17 protein-coding genes and 1 pseudogene are annotated in these 15,433 nt (G+C 58.8%); 10 read left to right on the plus strand and 8 right to left on the minus strand.

The window, feature by feature from the left end; genetic code table 11:
• Positions 1 to 13: 13 nt before the first annotated feature.
• The 5 genes from AC3IUA_RS22025 to AC3IUA_RS22045 form a co-directional block, all read right to left on the minus strand.
• The gene (locus tag AC3IUA_RS22025; RefSeq protein ID WP_489357010.1) at positions 14 to 1,831 is read right to left on the minus strand and encodes an ABC transporter ATP-binding protein; all 1,818 of its coding nucleotides are present in this window, start codon (positions 1,829 to 1,831) and stop codon (positions 14 to 16) included.
• On the minus strand, positions 1,824 to 2,426 hold the full coding sequence (locus AC3IUA_RS22030) for a DsbA family protein (protein WP_489362431.1): 603 nt from the start codon (positions 2,424 to 2,426) through the stop codon (positions 1,824 to 1,826). Before AC3IUA_RS22030 ends, AC3IUA_RS22025 begins: the two co-directional genes overlap by 8 nt.
• A gap of 36 nt (positions 2,427 to 2,462) precedes the next feature.
• Positions 2,463 to 3,404 (minus strand): oxygen-dependent tRNA uridine(34) hydroxylase TrhO, encoded by a 942-nt coding sequence (gene trhO / locus AC3IUA_RS22035; protein ID WP_489357011.1) that lies wholly within the window; start codon positions 3,402 to 3,404, stop codon positions 2,463 to 2,465.
• Positions 3,405 to 3,595: 191 nt separating this feature from the next.
• Complete coding sequence (locus AC3IUA_RS22040; RefSeq protein WP_489357012.1) at positions 3,596 to 3,895, minus strand: BolA family protein; 300 nt, start codon at positions 3,893 to 3,895, stop codon at positions 3,596 to 3,598.
• A 12-nt stretch (positions 3,896 to 3,907) separates the two neighbouring features.
• Positions 3,908 to 4,432, minus strand: a complete 525-nt coding sequence (locus tag AC3IUA_RS22045; RefSeq protein ID WP_489357013.1) for a DUF2059 domain-containing protein — start codon at positions 4,430 to 4,432, stop codon at positions 3,908 to 3,910.
• A 193-nt stretch (positions 4,433 to 4,625) separates the two neighbouring features.
• On the opposite strand from AC3IUA_RS22045, the gene AC3IUA_RS22050 reads away from it, so the two are divergent.
• Complete coding sequence (locus AC3IUA_RS22050) at positions 4,626 to 6,020, plus strand: class II fumarate hydratase (protein ID WP_489357014.1); 1,395 nt, start codon at positions 4,626 to 4,628, stop codon at positions 6,018 to 6,020.
• A gap of 183 nt (positions 6,021 to 6,203) precedes the next feature.
• Here the strand turns inward: AC3IUA_RS22050 and prmB are convergent, their stop codons facing one another.
• Positions 6,204 to 7,112: a 50S ribosomal protein L3 N(5)-glutamine methyltransferase gene (gene prmB, locus AC3IUA_RS22055; protein ID WP_489357015.1), complete on the minus strand. Its 909-nt coding sequence runs from the start codon at positions 7,110 to 7,112 to the stop codon at positions 6,204 to 6,206.
• A 237-nt stretch (positions 7,113 to 7,349) separates the two neighbouring features.
• Between prmB and AC3IUA_RS22060 the strand changes: the two genes are divergently transcribed.
• From AC3IUA_RS22060 to AC3IUA_RS22080, 5 genes are all read left to right on the plus strand, one after another.
• On the plus strand, positions 7,350 to 7,940 hold the full coding sequence (locus tag AC3IUA_RS22060) for a cysteine hydrolase family protein (protein ID WP_489357016.1): 591 nt from the start codon (positions 7,350 to 7,352) through the stop codon (positions 7,938 to 7,940).
• Positions 7,941 to 8,070: 130 nt separating this feature from the next.
• Positions 8,071 to 8,391, plus strand: a complete 321-nt coding sequence (locus AC3IUA_RS22065) for a hypothetical protein (RefSeq protein WP_489357017.1) — start codon at positions 8,071 to 8,073, stop codon at positions 8,389 to 8,391.
• A 76-nt stretch (positions 8,392 to 8,467) separates the two neighbouring features.
• Positions 8,468 to 9,025 (plus strand): Smr/MutS family protein, encoded by a 558-nt coding sequence (locus AC3IUA_RS22070; protein ID WP_489357018.1) that lies wholly within the window; start codon positions 8,468 to 8,470, stop codon positions 9,023 to 9,025.
• A 77-nt stretch (positions 9,026 to 9,102) separates the two neighbouring features.
• Positions 9,103 to 9,648, plus strand: coding sequence for a GTP cyclohydrolase I FolE (gene folE / locus AC3IUA_RS22075; protein WP_489357019.1), 546 nt, complete (start codon positions 9,103 to 9,105; stop codon positions 9,646 to 9,648).
• A gap of 102 nt (positions 9,649 to 9,750) precedes the next feature.
• Entirely contained in the window at positions 9,751 to 10,122 is a 372-nt protein-coding gene (locus AC3IUA_RS22080; protein ID WP_489357020.1) for a glutathione S-transferase N-terminal domain-containing protein, read from the plus strand.
• Between the two features lie 212 nt (positions 10,123 to 10,334).
• Here the strand turns inward: AC3IUA_RS22080 and AC3IUA_RS22085 are convergent.
• Positions 10,335 to 10,499: pseudogene (locus AC3IUA_RS22085) on the minus strand (PLP-dependent aminotransferase family protein); the annotation flags it as partial.
• 347 nt (positions 10,500 to 10,846) lie between these two features.
• Between AC3IUA_RS22085 and AC3IUA_RS22090 the strand changes: the two are divergent.
• Both AC3IUA_RS22090 and AC3IUA_RS22095 read left to right on the plus strand, forming a co-directional pair.
• Positions 10,847 to 12,196 carry an NCS2 family permease gene (locus AC3IUA_RS22090; RefSeq protein WP_489357021.1) on the plus strand — a complete coding sequence of 450 codons (1,350 nt, stop codon included), beginning with the start codon at positions 10,847 to 10,849 and terminating at the stop codon, positions 12,194 to 12,196.
• A gap of 63 nt (positions 12,197 to 12,259) precedes the next feature.
• A complete protein-coding gene (locus AC3IUA_RS22095) occupies positions 12,260 to 12,886 on the plus strand; it encodes a LysE family translocator (protein ID WP_489357022.1) in 627 nt (208 codons plus the stop codon).
• A 309-nt stretch (positions 12,887 to 13,195) separates the two neighbouring features.
• Here the strand turns inward: AC3IUA_RS22095 and uraH are convergent, their stop codons facing one another.
• Positions 13,196 to 13,549, minus strand: a complete 354-nt coding sequence (uraH, locus tag AC3IUA_RS22100) for a hydroxyisourate hydrolase (RefSeq protein ID WP_489357023.1) — start codon at positions 13,547 to 13,549, stop codon at positions 13,196 to 13,198.
• Between the two features lie 434 nt (positions 13,550 to 13,983).
• Between uraH and puuE the strand changes: the two genes are divergently transcribed.
• Together puuE and uraD are read left to right on the plus strand one after the other, a co-directional pair.
• Positions 13,984 to 14,910 (plus strand): allantoinase PuuE, encoded by a 927-nt coding sequence (gene puuE, locus AC3IUA_RS22105; RefSeq protein ID WP_489357024.1) that lies wholly within the window; start codon positions 13,984 to 13,986, stop codon positions 14,908 to 14,910.
• Positions 14,907 to 15,422 (plus strand): 2-oxo-4-hydroxy-4-carboxy-5-ureidoimidazoline decarboxylase, encoded by a 516-nt coding sequence (gene uraD / locus AC3IUA_RS22110; protein WP_489357025.1) that lies wholly within the window; start codon positions 14,907 to 14,909, stop codon positions 15,420 to 15,422. The genes puuE and uraD overlap by 4 nt, the downstream gene beginning before the upstream one ends.
• Positions 15,423 to 15,433 lie beyond the last annotated feature (11 nt).

Genomic DNA, 15,433 nt, shown 5'->3' on the forward strand with positions numbered 1-15,433 from the left:
TAACGCCGCGAAATCAGTGCTGCTGCAAATGCCCATAAAGCTTGGCATACAGGCCACCATCAGCAATCAATTGCTGATGGTCGCCATCCTCGGCAATATGCCCGCCATCAAACACAAGGACTCGATCAGCCTGTTTTACCGCAGACAGACGGTGGGCAATGATCAGCGTAGTCCGACCGTTCAGAAAGCGCGCCAGCGCCTGGTGCAAGTTGTACTCGGTCGCAGCATCCAGCGCCGAGGTCGCCTCGTCGAGTATCACTACCTTGGGTTCGGCCAGAACCATTCGCGCAATGGCCAGACGCTGACGCTGCCCGCCCGACAAGCGGACCCCGGAGCGCCCGACAATGCTGTCCAGCCCTTGGGGCAAGGCTTTGACCGTGGCATCCAGTTGCGCGATTTCCAGTGCCTGCCAGCAGGCTTCGTCGCCGCGTGCGCGGCCCATGGTCAAGTTGGCCCGCACCGTATCGTTGAACAGCGCCGGGTGCTGCAGGACCACTGCAACGTTTTCACGCACGGTTTCCAGACCGATCTCCTGCTGGGTCGAACCACCGAAGCGGATGCTCCCTGCCTGTGGCGTGTACAGCCCCAGAAGCAGTTGCACCAGCGTGCTTTTACCGCCGCCGCTGGCCCCGACTATCGCGACTTTTTCGCCGGGAGCAATGGACAGGTCCATCTGGTCCAGCACCAGTTCGTCGCCATACCCGAAGCTCAACCCGCGAACCTCGATGCCGACCGTCTCGCGCCCCTGGAACGGGTCGACGCCTCCGGGGTATTGCGGTTCATCTGCACGCGACAGCAACTCGTTGATCCGGGTCAGCGCCCCACCCGCCGCGTAGTAGGCGTATTGCAGATTGAGCAGCTGCTCGACCGGACCGATCATGAACCACAGGTAGCTGAACACCGCCAGCATCTGGCCGATCGATAGATCAGAAAACAGCACGGTGAGCATGGCCGCCGCGCGGAAGATATCGATCCCGAACTGGAACAGCAAACCGCTGGCCCGGCTGGAGGCATCGCTCTTCCATTGTGAGTTCACCGCATAATTGCGAACTTCCTGCGCCCGCAGCCCCAGCCTTCCGAGGAAAAAACCCTGGCGGTTGCCGGCGCGGACTTCCTGGATCGCATCGAGGGTTTCGGTAAGGGCCTGGGTAAACCGTGATGTGCTGTCGTTCTCGAGTTTTTTCAGGTATTTGACCCGCTTGCCCAGCTGCACCGTGGCGTAGATCACCAGCGGATTGAACAGCAGAATCAACAGCGCCAGTTGCCAGTGCATCCAGACCAGGATGCCGGCGGTCCCGACCAGCGTCAGCATGGCCACCAGAAAACGGCTGAGGGTTTCGCCGACAAATTTATCGACGGTGTCCAGGTCAGTGACCAGATGGGTGGTTACCGTGCCGCTGCCCAGGCTTTCGTACTCACTCAGGGAGATGCGCTTGAGTCGCTCGATCAGCCTGATGCGAATCCGATAGACGATGTCTTTGGCAAGCCTGGCGAACAAGCGCGCCTGCAGCACGTTGAACAGCAATGCGCCACAACGCAGGGTCAAGGTGATCAACAGCATCAGGCCGATGTAGCCGGCTGCGCTTTGCCAGGTATCGGGCAGCGCATGGTTCATCACCTTCAGCGCTGCGTCGCCATGCCCCAGCAACACTTCGTCCACCAGCAACGGCAAGAGCAAGGGAATTGGCACACTGCACAAGGTCGCCAGGACCGCGACGCCATTGGCAATCCACAGGGCTTTTTTATGGTGTAACGCCAAACGCCGGATTTCCGCCCAGCTCAGCCGATCGACCCGCTTGGGTTGCTCCACGCCATCGGGCTGATCATGCACAGGCGGCACGCTCCAGCCAGCGGCCAAGCAATGGCGACAGTTCATTGAGCGGTTGATAGCCATTGGTCAGCAGAGCCAATTGGCCGTTGCGCTCGGCGAGCAAGGTCGGGAAGCCGGCGATACCCAGATCCTGCACCCAGGTGAAGTCCGCGGCTGTTGCCGCATGCTGATCGGCGCGGTCGAAGGCCGCCGCGAACTCGATACGCGGCAAGCCTGCCGCCTCGGCCAACTCCACCAGCACACTGGCATGAGTAACGTCGCGACCTTCGACATAAAAGGCCTGCTGAATCAGCTTGAGCAGTTTCCAGGCACAGTCCGGCGCCAGGCTGCGCGCCGTCACCAGTGCCCGGCAAGCCGGCTCGGTGTCATAGACAAAACCTTCGGGCAAGGCACCCTCGGTTTTGAACGGTTGACCAGTAGCCTCGGTGACCGCCTGCCAATGTTCAAGGATGTAGCGCCGCGTAGTCGGCTCCAGCGCGGCACCGCTGCCGGTCCTCAAGCCGCCCACCACCAGATGCAACTCGATACCTGCCGCTCGCGCCTGCTCTGCCAGGGCCTCGGCCACCGGAGCAAAGCCCCAGCACCAGGAACACATCGGGTCTATTACATAGAGCAGGCGTGCGGACATGGTTCAGGCCTCGGTGTTGGACTGGCGGTAGTTGAAACCAATCGGATGCGGCTGGTTGCGGGCTTTCGCCAGCTCGATCTGCTTTTGCCGGTCGATGGCACTGCGCCGGGTTTTCTCGCTCAGTTTATCCCAGCAATGCGGGCAACTGATGCCAGCCACATAGTGCTCGGAGGTGCGGTCCTCGACGCTGATTGGTGTACGACAGGCATGACACTGATCGTAGTCGCCTTCGCTGAGGTCGTGGCGCACGGTGACCCGGTTATCGAAGACGAAGCAGTCGCCGCGCCATTGGCTTTCTTCCTGCGGCACCTCTTCGAGGTACTTCAGGATGCCGCCCTTGAGGTGATACACCTCGTCGAAGCCCTGGCTGAGCATGTAGCTCGAAGCCTTCTCGCAGCGGATGCCGCCGGTGCAGAACATCGCGACTTTCTTGTGTCTGGCCGGATCGAAGTTGGCTTTGATGTAGTCCGGAAATTCGCGAAAACTAGCGGTTTTCGGGTCGATGGCGCCTTCGAAGGTGCCGATCGAGACTTCATAATCATTGCGGGTGTCGATCAACAACACTTCCGGATCGCTGATCAGCGCGTTCCAGTTCTGCGGATCGACATAGGTGCCGACCTGCTTGTTCGGGTCGACACCATCAACGCCGAGGGTGACGATTTCTTTCTTGAGCTTGACCTTGGTCCGATAGAACGGTTGATCTTCGCAGTACGACTCTTTGTGGTCGATGTCGTCCATGCGCGGATCGTTCTTCAACCAGGCCATCAGCCCGTCGATGCCTTTGCGGCTACCGGAAACGGTGCCGTTGATGCCTTCTTCAGCGATCAACAACGTGCCTTTGACGCCGTTATCGACCATCGCCTGCAGCAGTGGCTCGCGCAGGGCAACGTAATCTTCAAGGGTGACGAACTTATACAGTGCCGCCACGACAATGTTTTGTGTCATGGGTAATCTCCAGGTGGCTACCCTCGTAAAGGGTGAACCGGATGCAAAAAAAACGCGCCGGCTAACTTCAGTTAGTGGCGCGTCGCGGATTCTAGCAAAAACAGCTGCAGTTGGCTCTAGATCGTCAAGATCGCAGCCCGTAGGAGCTGCCGAAGGCTGCGATCTTTTTCGGTCTCGCAGGCTGCGATCTTTTAATGCTTGTTCCCGCCGGCGCAGGTCGGCGATGCCGGGGCCGCACCAATTTTCGCCCATTCTTCAGGCGTGTAGGTGTGCAGTGCCAACGCATGGAACTCACCCATCAAGTCGCCGAGCGTGGCGTAAACCTTCTGGTGCCGCTTGACGCTGTTGAGCCCGGCAAACTGCTCACTGACCAGCACTGCCTTGAAGTGGGTTTGCAGCCCACGACTGTGCATATGGCTTTCATCCAGTACTTGCAGATGCTCGGGCTGCAATGCGCTCAGCGCCGATTCGATACGTTGTTGCATGGTCATTCCCGGCTCCGCTCAAGGCTTTTTCTTGGCCGGCGCTGCTGCGCCTTTTGGATCAAGTTCAGCGGTCATGTCAGCCAGCAATTTGTTGACTACAGGTACCGCGCTTTCCAGCTTGGCCTGAGTCATCTGAGCCGATTGCTGAGTCAGCTGCGGCATTTTTTCCAGGACTTTACGGCCCAGTGGCGACTTGTAGAACGCTACCAGGTCCTTGAGCTCGGTTTCGCTGAAGTTGCTGGTGTAGAGCTTGACCATGTCAGGCTTGAGCTTGTTCCAGCCAATGGCCTGGTCCAGAGCGGCGTTGGCCTTGGCCTGGTAGGTTTCCAGCAGAGCCTTTTTCGACTCCGGAGCTTTGGTTTGTTCAAAGCGCTGGGCAAACATTTGCTGCACTTGCATGTACACCGGGGTACCGAGCTTGTCGGCGTGGGCCAGAGTCAGGAAGGCTTCGGCACTGGCATTGTGGCTGGCGGTATCGGCAAGAACCTGGCCGCTGGCGCAAACCAGAACAACCGCGGTACAGATGGCACGAAGACGAGTCATCAAGTTTCCTTTTCTAACTGGCGAGGCAAAACCCCAAGGGCGACCATTCTGCACCTAAAAAACTCTGTCGCTCAACCCCAAGCCCTACCAGGCCTGATTCGCAAGGTCCGAACGGTAGAAAAATCGACCGATGGAACCCTGACGGCGGATCAGGGCCTAAACTGGCGCAATCAGACCAAACGGAGTGTGACCGATGAGCCGTATCGAAACCGATAGCCTGGGGCAGGTGGAAGTCCCGGATGAAGCTTACTGGGGCGCTCAGACGCAACGCTCGCTGATCAATTTCGCCATCGGCAACGAACGCATGCCGATCGCGGTGCTGCATGCCCTGGCACTGATCAAGAAAGCCGCTGCGCGGGTCAACGACCGCAACGGTGATGTGCCCGCCGACATCGCCCGGCTGATCGAACAGGCCGCCGATGAAGTGCTCGATGGCGAGCACGACGCGCAGTTCCCGCTGGTGGTCTGGCAGACCGGTAGCGGCACCCAGAGCAACATGAACGTCAATGAAGTGATCGCCGGACGCGCCAACGAACTGGCCGGCAATCCGCGTGGCGGCAAGGTTCCAGTGCATCCCAACGATCATGTGAACCGCTCGCAGAGCTCCAACGACTGCTTCCCTACCGCCATGCATATCGCCGCCGCCCAAGCAGTACAACACCATCTACTGCCAGCCATCAACGAATTGTCCGGCGGGCTGGCGGAGCTGGCAGCGCGGCACATGAAACTGGTCAAGACCGGCCGAACGCACATGATGGACGCGACGCCGATCACCTTTGGCCAGGAAATTTCGGCGTTTATCGCGCAACTGGACTACGCCGAGAGGGCCATTCGCAGCGCCCTGCCTGCGGTCTGCGAACTGGCTCAGGGCGGTACCGCCGTGGGCACCGGGCTCAACTCGCCGCACGGGTTTGGCGAAGCGATTGCCGCCGAGCTGGCTGCCCTTTCCGGTCTGCCGTTTGTCACCGCACCGAACAAGTTCGCGGCGCTGGCCGGCCATGAGCCGTTGACCACCCTCTCCGGCGCGTTGAAAACCCTCGCCGTGACGTTGATGAAGATTGCCAATGACCTGCGTTTGCTGGGCTCTGGCCCACGAGCCGGCCTTGCAGAGGTGAAACTGCCGGCCAACGAACCTGGCAGTTCGATCATGCCCGGCAAGGTCAATCCGACCCAGTGCGAAGCGCTGTCAATGCTCGCCTGCCAGGTGCTGGGTAACGACGTGGCCATCGGCTTCGCCGCCAGTCAGGGGCATCTGCAACTGAACGTGTTCAAACCGGTGATCATTCATAACCTGCTGCAATCGATCCGCCTGCTGGGCGATGGCTGCAGCAACTTCCAGCAGCATTGCATCGCCGGACTGGAACCCGACCCGGTGCAAATGGCCGCGCACCTGGAGCGTGGCTTGATGCTGGTAACAGCGTTGAACCCGCATATCGGCTACGACAAGTCGGCAGAAATCGCCAAGAAAGCCTATGCCGAGAACCTGACCCTGCGCGAAGCAGCGCTTCATCTGGGTTATCTGACCGATGAAGAGTTCGACACCTGGGTCAGGCCGGAGGATATGTTGGAGGCTGGGAAGCAGGGGTAAATGTGGCAAGGGGGCTTGCCCCCGCCGGCCGGTCCGCGCTCGGGCGAAGCAGTCGTAAACCGGTAAATGTGTGGTACCTGACACAACGCGGTTACCGATTTCAGGACCGCTTCGCGCTCCAGCGAGGGCAAGCCCCCTCGCCACAGGTATTGCATTCTCTTCGCAAAAGGTTTCGCTACAGTCTCAAACCCGCGAAGCAAACAACGCCTGATGCTGGAGGCACTGTTCGGCGGACAGCATGAACACACCATGGCCGCCGCGTTCGAAGTCGAGCCAGGCAAAGTCCACTTCCGGGTACAGCGCTTCGACGTGCACCTGGCTGTTGCCGACTTCAACGATCAGCAAACCTTTTTCGGTCAGGTGATCCGCCGCTTCGCTGAGCATGCGTCGCACCAGGTTCAAGCCGTCATCACCACAGGCCAGGCCCAGTTCGGGCTCATGCTGGTATTCGTCCGGCATATCGGCAAAATCTTCGGCATCGACATACGGCGGATTGGAAACGATCAGGTCGAAACGTTGGCCCGGCAGACCATCGAAGCCATCCCCCTGAACGGTGTAGACCCGCTCGTCGACACCATGACGCTCGATGTTCTGATTGGCGACTTCCAGCGCTTCGTACGACAGATCGGCCAGTACCACTTCGGCGTTCTGGAACTCATAAGCGCAAGCGATACCAATGCAGCCGGAACCGGTGCACAGGTCAAGAATGCGTGCCGGCTCGGCACCCAACCACGGCGCAAATCTTTTTTCGATCAGTTCGCCAATCGGTGAACGCGGGATCAGCACTCGTTCGTCAACGATGAATGACATACCGCAAAACCAAGCCTCACCCAACAAGTAAGCCGTAGGGATCCGCTCTTCGATACGGCGCGTGATCAGGCGTTGCAGGTTGACCAGTTCGTCTTCTTCCAGGCGGCAGTCCAGGTAGCTGTCGGCAATTTCCCAAGGCAGGTGCAACGCGCCGAGCACTAATTGACGGGCTTCGTCCCAGGCGTTGTCTGTCCCATGGCCGAAAAACAGATCCTCCCCATGAAAACGGCTGACGGCCCAACGGATGTGGTCGCGCAAGGTGCGCAAGCGGGAAGTGATCACGGGAAAAACTCCTGAAAAAACGACTGACGATTCTAACAGCCAAAACGCCTCCCGACGACGGATGAAAAACACCAATTCATTGTAGGAACTTTCCATTTTTCAAGCTTTTACTTGAACAGAACCACCCTCTTGACAAGGCTGTAGGCCAGCAACCACACAGTCTACGTTGGTAGCGATTCACAGAAGCGCTCAGCCAGAGGACAATGTCGCAAAAGCCCTACCCAAAGGAGCCCCAGAATGTCCGTTCCAAAGACGATGTTTCAACTCAGCGGTCGTGGTTATGCACCGGCCAATTTGAGCCATGCCAGCCTGGTCATCATCGATGCCCAGAAAGAGTATCTCAGTGGCCCATTGGCCCTGACCGGCATGGATGCTGCCGTCGAAAACATCAAGCAACTGGTCGCCGCAGCCCGCGCTGCCGGCCGGCCGATTGTGCATGTGCATCATCTCGGCACGGTGGGTGGCATGTTCGACCCGCAGGGCGCGCGCGGTGAGTTCATCCCGGGCCTGGAACCACAAGGTGACGAGACCATCGTCGGTAAGCTGCTGCCCAGTGCCTTCCATGGCACGGAGTTGGAAAAACGTCTGCAGGACCTCGGCTCGCTGGACCTGATCGTCTGCGGTTTCATGAGCCACTCGAGTGTCAGCACCACGGTACGCGCGGCCAAGAACCTGGGCTTTCGCTGTACTCTGGTGGAAGATGCGTGCGCGACCCGCGACCTGCCGTACAAAGGCGGTATCCTGAGCGCAGAACATGTGCAGCAGACCGAAATGGCAATCATGGCGGACAACTTCGCGACCCTGGCGATGACCAAAGACCTGATCTGACCGACCCTTGATGAGCGGTCCATCCGCCGCTCATCTGCAAAGGCCTCCCATTCACTGCAATTGTCTTAGCCTCAGGAACCACCCGGTCATCTCCCGGTCGAAGGGCCGATACCCATTGAGGAAGGTCGGAATGAAGATATCCGATGGTTTTGACGCTCGCCGCTTGCGCCCCAAGGGTCCAAGCAACTGGCGTTATCGCCTGGGCGCAGCCTTTTCGGCAGTACTGGCGACGTTTGGCGTGTTATTGGCAATGGCCGGTGCCGCCAGCCTGCTGGGTCGCCCGCCCGCGCTCGGCGAGCTGAATGCCAGCCCGGCCGGTTCGGCGGTGATTCTGGTGGTCGGCCTGTTGCTGCTGTACGTCGGTGTCTGGTTCTGGCGTCGCTGCCGTCGCCGTCGGCGCCAGTCCCACGGACTGAATATTGCGCCGCACCTGATGAAAAAAAATGACTGAGTGTTGGGCAGTAGCGTTTTGTCATGCCCGATCCGTCTCGACTTGGGTAAACTAGCCGCCCTTCGCGGAGGCTGACATGCAAGACGACGATTTTTCCCTGTTCAAAAGCGAGATCCGCGGCGTCAAGCCGATCAAACATGATCGCGCCGAGACGGGCAAACCCAGAGCCGACCGCGCGCAGATCGCTAAACTGCGCCAGGCGGCGACCGTGCGCACCGATGCGACCACCGTTGACGGCCTGTCAGATCAATTTGTCATCGATGTCGGTCCGGAAGACGAGTTGATGTGGGCCCGTGATGGCGTTCAGGAAAGCCAGATGCGCAAGCTGAAGGTTGGCCAGATTGCATTTGAAGGCAGCCTCGACCTGCATGGCATGAACGTGGAAAAAGCCCGCGAAACCCTCTGGGCTTTCCTCGCTGAAACAACCAAATTCGAAATCCGCTGCGTGCGCGTCACCCATGGCAAGGCTGTACGGCTGGACGGCAAGCGGCCAATGATCAAGAGCCACGTCAACACCTGGTTGCGCCAGCACCCACAGGTGCTCGGATTCACCTCGTGCCAGGCTAAACATGGCGGTGCCGGTGCGGTGTACGTGATGCTCAAACGCACCATGATGGAAGGTCGTGACGAGTAAAGCCGACTCACCAGACTTGCAGCGCCGTGTCCGCCACCGTACCCTTGCCCTTTGCGTAAAATCCCACAGGTAGTTTCATGTCCCTGGAACAGAATTACACCGCGATCCTCGGCCAGCTTGGCGAAGACCCCTTCCGCGAAGGCCTGCTCGACACGCCAAAACGTGCCGCCAAAGCCATGCAGTACCTTTGCCGCGGTTATGAACAAACGCTTGAAGAAGTCACCAACGGTGCCTTGTTCAGCTCCGATAACAGCGAAATGGTGCTGGTCAAGGACATCGAACTCTATTCGTTGTGCGAACACCACCTGCTGCCGTTCATCGGCAAGGCGCATGTCGCCTATATCCCAAATGGCAAGGTGCTGGGCCTGTCGAAAGTCGCGCGGATCGTCGATATGTACGCCCGTCGCCTGCAGATCCAGGAAAACCTCAGCCGGCAGATCGCCGAGGCGGTCCAGGAAGTGACCGGGGCCCTGGGCGTTGCGGTGGTGATCGAAGCCAAACACATGTGCATGATGATGCGCGGTGTGGAGAAACAGAATTCATCGATGATCACTTCGGTGATGCTCGGCGAGTTCCGCGAAAATGCGGCGACCCGCAGCGAATTTCTCAGCCTGATCAAGTAACGCTGTACCTGAAGGAAACCGGCGTTTATCGCCGGTTTTTTTTCGTCCGGGAAAAATCAGGTAAGCTGCGACCCCCTCTTCACCCTTCATGAGGCTTACACCGTGTTCGTCAAAGCGCTTCGAGTCGGCCTGGGCCAACTCATCATCTTCATCGACTTCATCACCCGCCCGCGCAAGCAGCAGCGCCCGGTCGCCGCTCAGACTCAGGTCGAACAGGCTGCCAAGGGCCTGACCCTGTATCAATTCCACGCCTGCCCGTTTTGCGTGAAGACCCGCCGCACCCTGCGTCGCTTGAATGTGCCGGTGGCCCTGCGCGATGCGAAAAACAACCAGCAGGATCGCCAGACCCTGCTGGAGCAAGGCGGCAAGATCAAAGTGCCGTGCCTGCGCATCGAAGAGAACGGTCAGACCACCTGGATGTATGAGTCCAAGGTGATCATTGATTATCTGGATAAGCGATTTGCGGCAGCCTGATCGGGTTGTGTCGCGAGCAAGCTCGCTCCTACATTAGATCGTAGGTGTATCCACAATCTGCGATACACCGAAGAACGATTGTGGGAGCCTGCTCGCGATAGAGCCAGCACAGCCAACATAAATCCCGAACAAAAATAAACCGGCACATTCGCCGGTTTATTTGTTTTCAAGCCGCCTTGGCAGCCTGCGCCTGTCGTACCACCGCAGCCAAACATGATCTCGGTACCTTTGTCGATGTACAACTTGGCGGTCAAGTCGAGGGTCTGCTGGGACCCACTGACCACCAACTCCTGGCTGGCCTCGCACGGCACGCCCAAGGCTCGGGCCTCCGCGGCCAGCGCTTCGCGCAATGCCGGCTCGTCTTCGCGCTTTTCGTAGCAGTTGCCGAAGGCTACGTTCGGGCGCGTAGCGGCCGCAAAACCCGACACTGCGATTTTCCTGAATGAGCGCGTTAGCCGGATTGCGGCCGCTTCGCGCCCGAGCGCAGGCTTCGCCAGCCGCTACGGGATCCGCCCTCCCATATATCCGTCCTTTCGTCCTTTTCGCACACAAAACCAAAAACATTATTTGCTTTTTTTGTATACAAAAGCATAATTCGTTTCGTGCGAGTTCCTGACCTAAAGGTCAACAAAAGCCCGCAAGCCTTACATGCCTCAAAGAGCCGCTGCCACCCTCATGGGTCCGGCTCTGGAAAAAACAATAAAACTCTTGAGGAGTACTCGCTGTGGAAAGCCGCAAAACTGAAGCCCCTACGCTGGATCTCTCGCCGCCGTTGAACAATGGTTGGCTCGAACGACTCTTCAAACTCAGCTTGCACGGCACCACGGTGAAGACCGAGCTGATTGCCGGTCTGACAACCTTCATCACCATGGCCTACATCATCTTCGTCAACCCGAACATCATGGCGGATGCCGGGATCGACCATGGCGCCGCCTTCGTCGCGACCTGTATCGCCGCGGCGCTGGGCTGCCTGCTGATGGGCCTGTACGCCAACTGGCCAGTGGGCCTGGCACCCGGCATGGGCTTGAACGCGTTCTTCACCTACACCGTGGTCGGCACCATGGGCTACAACTGGGAAACCGCCCTCGGTGCGGTGTTCATTTCCGGCGTGCTGTTTATGTTCCTGACCTTTTCACGGATTCGCGAGTGGCTGCTCAACAGCATTCCAGTGAGCTTGCGTTACGCCATGGGCGCGGGGGTCGGATTGTTCCTCGGACTCATCGGCTTGAAAACCGCCGGGATCGTTGTCGACAGCCCGGCCACCTTGATCAAACTCGGCTCCCTGCGCGAGCCTGGCCCGCTGCTCGCGGCCGTCTGTTTTCTGATGATTGCCGTGCTCAGCTATCACCGGGTGTTCGGCGCGATCCTGATCAGCATCATCGCCGTGACACTGGCAGGCTGGGGTTTGGGCCTGGTGCACTACAGCGGCCTTATGTCGGCACCGCCAAGCCTGGCGCCGACCTGGATGGCCATGGACATCGCCGGCGTGTTCAACGTCAGCATGATCAGCGTGGTACTGGCATTCCTCTTTGTGCACATGTTCGACACCGCCGGCACCCTGATGGGCGTCGCGCAACGGGCCGGCCTGGTAAACGCTGACGGCAAGATCGAAAACCTTTCCCGCGCCCTGAAAGCCGACAGCGCTTCCAGCGTCTTCGGCGCCGTGGTTGGCGTACCGCCGGTTACCAGCTACGTAGAAAGTGCCGCTGGTGTGGCCGCCGGCGGCCGAACCGGTCTGACGGCGGTCACTGTCGGCGTACTGTTCATTGCCGCGATGTTTTTCGCGCCACTGGCTGGCATGATTCCCGCTTATGCAACGGCCGGCGCGTTGATCTATGTCGCGATGTTGATGATGGGCGGCATGAAGCACATTGAATGGGATGACGCCACTGACAGCATTCCGGCAATCGTGACCGCGATCATGATGCCACTGACCTTTTCGGTCGCCGATGGTATCGCACTGGGCTTTATCACCTACGTGGTACTGAAGGCCGGCACTGGCAAACACAAGGAAATCTCCATCAGCCTGTGGGTACTCTGTGCGATCTTTATCGCCAAGTTCATTTTCTTGTAAACGACACTGTTTCACCCAGCCTCACCCCGTCGGGTGGGGCTTTTGCACACATGGAGAAAAGAGATGAGTCTGGAAACCTGGCTGCTGTTCAGCGGCGCGGCGCTGGTAGTGATCCTGATCCCGGGGCCACTGTCTTTGTTGATGATCAGCAACAGCTTGAACTACGGGGTACGTCGTTCCTACCCGGCGTTTCTGGGTGGGGTGGTTGCCTCGATCTGCCTGCTGAGCGCCTCGGCCTTGGGCCTGGGCGCCTTGTTGCTGGCCTCGGAACAGCTGTTCAGCGCACTGAAAATCGTTGGCGCCGTATACCTTTTCTACCTCGCCTGGCAGAGCTGGCAACAATCGCGGCAACCGGCTCACGCCACTGAAGTTCCGCAGGCTGCAGCGGTACCGCGCTTTCGCGCATTGTTCGGGCGCGCCTTTGTGCTGGGTGCGAGCAACCCGAAAGATATTCTGTTTTTTGCCGCGTTTCTGCCGCAGTTTCTCAGCGCCGAGCAGCCATTCCTGCCGCAACTGCTGATCATGATCGCCACCTGGACCGTACTTGATCTGCTCTGCAAGCTGACCTACGGCCTCGGTGCCCATGGTGCCGCGCGCTATCTGCGCAGCGGCAAGGGCCAGAGCTGGTTCAACCGGATCAGTGCCGGGTTATTCAGTGGCGCGGGGGCGGCCTCTCTGCTGAGCCGGTAAGGTAAAGCAAGATCAAAAGATCGCAGCCTGCGCCAGCTCCTACGGAGGTTTGTGTACACCCGACACATTGCGGGTGTACCTGCGATCTTTGGCGGTTCTGGATATTGCCCGGGAGCAAGATCAAAAGATCGCAGCCTGCGGCAGCTCCGGAGGAGGTTTGTGTACACCCGACACATTGCGGGTGTACTCCATCGGCGTAGGAGCTGGCGTAGCCTGCGATCTTTTGATCTTTTCGACGGACGAAAAAAAGCCCGCAGTGTGAGCGGGCCAAAGACCGAAGAAGCTTTTGCGCAGATTCGTGGGAGAGTCCTAGCTTCCTCTGTAGGTCGAATAGCTGTAAGGCGAAATCAGCAGGGGCACGTGATAGTGATCCTGCTCGGCGCTGATGCCAAAGCGCAGCACCACCACATCGAGAAAGGCCGGCTCTGGCAGCTGTACGCCGCGGGCGCGGTAGTAATCACCCGCGTGGAACTGCAGTTGATAGACCCCGGAACGGTAGTCATCACCCTGCAGCAGCGGCGCATCGCAGCGGCCATCGCTATTGGTCAGCGCGCTGGCGACCAGTTCCAGCTGCGTGCCTTCAACCCGGTACAACTCAACCTTGATCGAGCTGCCAGGGCAACCGTGTGCGGCATCCAAAACGTGTGTAGTCAAACGTCCCATTGATTCTGCGCGCCTGCCTGCGATCAAGCAGCCAGGCCTCGCGCCTCCCGGAGTCAGTTAAAAAGGAGACCGCACCGTTTCGGAGCACGAAAAGGTACGGCGAGCGATTGATTAAGACATTTTTCAAAAAAATTGTACACAATAAAAATCACATTTCCTCGTTTAGTCTTACCGCAACCGGATTGGAGTGAATTTGCAGCCACGCCTTGAGAACAGCCAGCCTTTGATTCATTAGCTGACCAATCAGGCAGGTTTTTTGCAATACCAAGCCAAGATGACAATTTGTGAAAATTGCGAAAATTCAGGCTTACAAAACGATGATAAAGTTGTATACAATCAATCCATCGTTGTGACGCAAGCCTGTATCACCCTCTTCAGGCCGTCCCACCATCCTTGTCATGAACAAGACACCACGAACAAGAAGGAAGACTGCAGTGAGCGCTGACTACCCACGCGACCTGATCGGTTACGGCAGTAACCCTCCTCACCCACACTGGCCGGGCAATGCCCGCATCGCCCTGTCCTTCGTGCTCAATTACGAAGAAGGCGGTGAGCGCAATATCCTGCACGGCGACAAAGAGTCGGAGGCGTTCCTCTCGGAAATGGTTTCGGCGCAGCCGCTGCAGGGCGAACGCAACATGAGCATGGAATCGCTGTATGAGTATGGCAGCCGTGCCGGCGTATGGCGGATCCTCAAGCTGTTCAAGGAATTCGACATCCCGCTGACCATCTTCGCCGTGGCCATGGCCGCCCAGCGCCATCCGGACGTGATCCGTGCCATGGTCGAGGCCGGCCATGAGATCTGCAGCCACGGCTATCGGTGGATCGACTACCAATACATGGACGAAGCGCAGGAACGCGAGCACATGCTCGAAGCGATCCGCATCCTCACCGAAATCAGCGGCGAGCGCCCGCTGGGCTGGTACACCGGCCGCACCGGGCCGAACACCCGTCGGCTGGTGATGGAGGAAGGTGGTTTCCTCTACGACTGCGACACCTACGACGACGACCTGCCCTACTGGGAACCGAACAATCCGACCGGCAAGCCGCACCTGGTGATCCCCTATACCCTGGACACCAATGACATGCGGTTCACTCAAGTCCAGGGTTTCAACACGGGCGACGATTTCTTCCACTACTTGAAAGACGCCTTCGACGTGCTCTACGCAGAAGGTGCCGACGCGCCGAAGATGCTTTCCATCGGCCTGCACTGCCGGTTGATCGGCCGTCCGGCGCGTCTGGCCGCCCTGAAGCGCTTTATCGAATACGCTAAAAGCCACGAACAGGTCTGGTTCAGCCGTCGGGTCGATATTGCCCGCCATTGGCATGAAACCCACCCGTACCAAGGGGCTGCGAAATGAGCCACTTCCAAACCCTGAAGCCGTCGACCCTGAGCCGTGAGGCGTTCGTCGAGGCCTTCGCCGATATCTACGAACATTCGCCATGGGTGGCCGAAAAGGCTTTCGACCTGGGCCAGGACGCATCGATCGACCAGATCGAAACCCTGCACCAGCGCATGAGCGATATCCTGTTGAGCGCCGATCACGCCAGCCAGCTGGCACTGATCAACGCTCACCCGGACCTGGCCGGCAAAGCTGCCGTCCAGGGCCAGCTTACCGCAGCCAGCACTGAAGAACAGTCTGGCGCGGGTATTCACCAATGCTCGATCGATGAGTTCCAGCGCTTCACCGAGCTGAACGAGGCCTACAAAGCCAAGTTCGCGTTTCCCTTCATCATGGCGGTAAAAGGCAGCGATCGGCATCAGATCCTCGCAGCGTTCGAAACGCGCATCCACAACCCGGTCGACACTGAGTTCAAGTGCGCGCTGGCGCAGATCAACAAGATCGCGTTGTTCCGATTATTGACCCTATAGCGACCTGACCC

The organism is Pseudomonas sp. KH_050, assembly GCF_057838875.1.

Coding starts and splice junctions, on each gene's coding strand:
- AC3IUA_RS22030 (WP_489362431.1), bottom strand. CDS start 2,426: ATGTGTTCCTGGTGCTGGGGCTTTGCTCCGGTGGCCGAGGCCCTGGCA.
- trhO (WP_489357011.1), bottom strand. CDS start 3,404: ATGACACAAAACATTGTCGTGGCGGCACTGTATAAGTTCGTCACCCTT.
- AC3IUA_RS22040 (WP_489357012.1), bottom strand. CDS start 3,895: ATGACCATGCAACAACGTATCGAATCGGCGCTGAGCGCATTGCAGCCC.
- AC3IUA_RS22045 (WP_489357013.1), bottom strand. CDS start 4,432: ATGACTCGTCTTCGTGCCATCTGTACCGCGGTTGTTCTGGTTTGCGCC.
- AC3IUA_RS22050 (WP_489357014.1), top strand. CDS start 4,626: ATGAGCCGTATCGAAACCGATAGCCTGGGGCAGGTGGAAGTCCCGGAT.
- AC3IUA_RS22060 (WP_489357016.1), top strand. CDS start 7,350: ATGTCCGTTCCAAAGACGATGTTTCAACTCAGCGGTCGTGGTTATGCA.
- AC3IUA_RS22065 (WP_489357017.1), top strand. CDS start 8,071: ATGAAGATATCCGATGGTTTTGACGCTCGCCGCTTGCGCCCCAAGGGT.
- AC3IUA_RS22070 (WP_489357018.1), top strand. CDS start 8,468: ATGCAAGACGACGATTTTTCCCTGTTCAAAAGCGAGATCCGCGGCGTC.
- folE (WP_489357019.1), top strand. CDS start 9,103: ATGTCCCTGGAACAGAATTACACCGCGATCCTCGGCCAGCTTGGCGAA.
- AC3IUA_RS22095 (WP_489357022.1), top strand. CDS start 12,260: ATGAGTCTGGAAACCTGGCTGCTGTTCAGCGGCGCGGCGCTGGTAGTG.
- uraH (WP_489357023.1), bottom strand. CDS start 13,549: ATGGGACGTTTGACTACACACGTTTTGGATGCCGCACACGGTTGCCCT.
- uraD (WP_489357025.1), top strand. CDS start 14,907: ATGAGCCACTTCCAAACCCTGAAGCCGTCGACCCTGAGCCGTGAGGCG.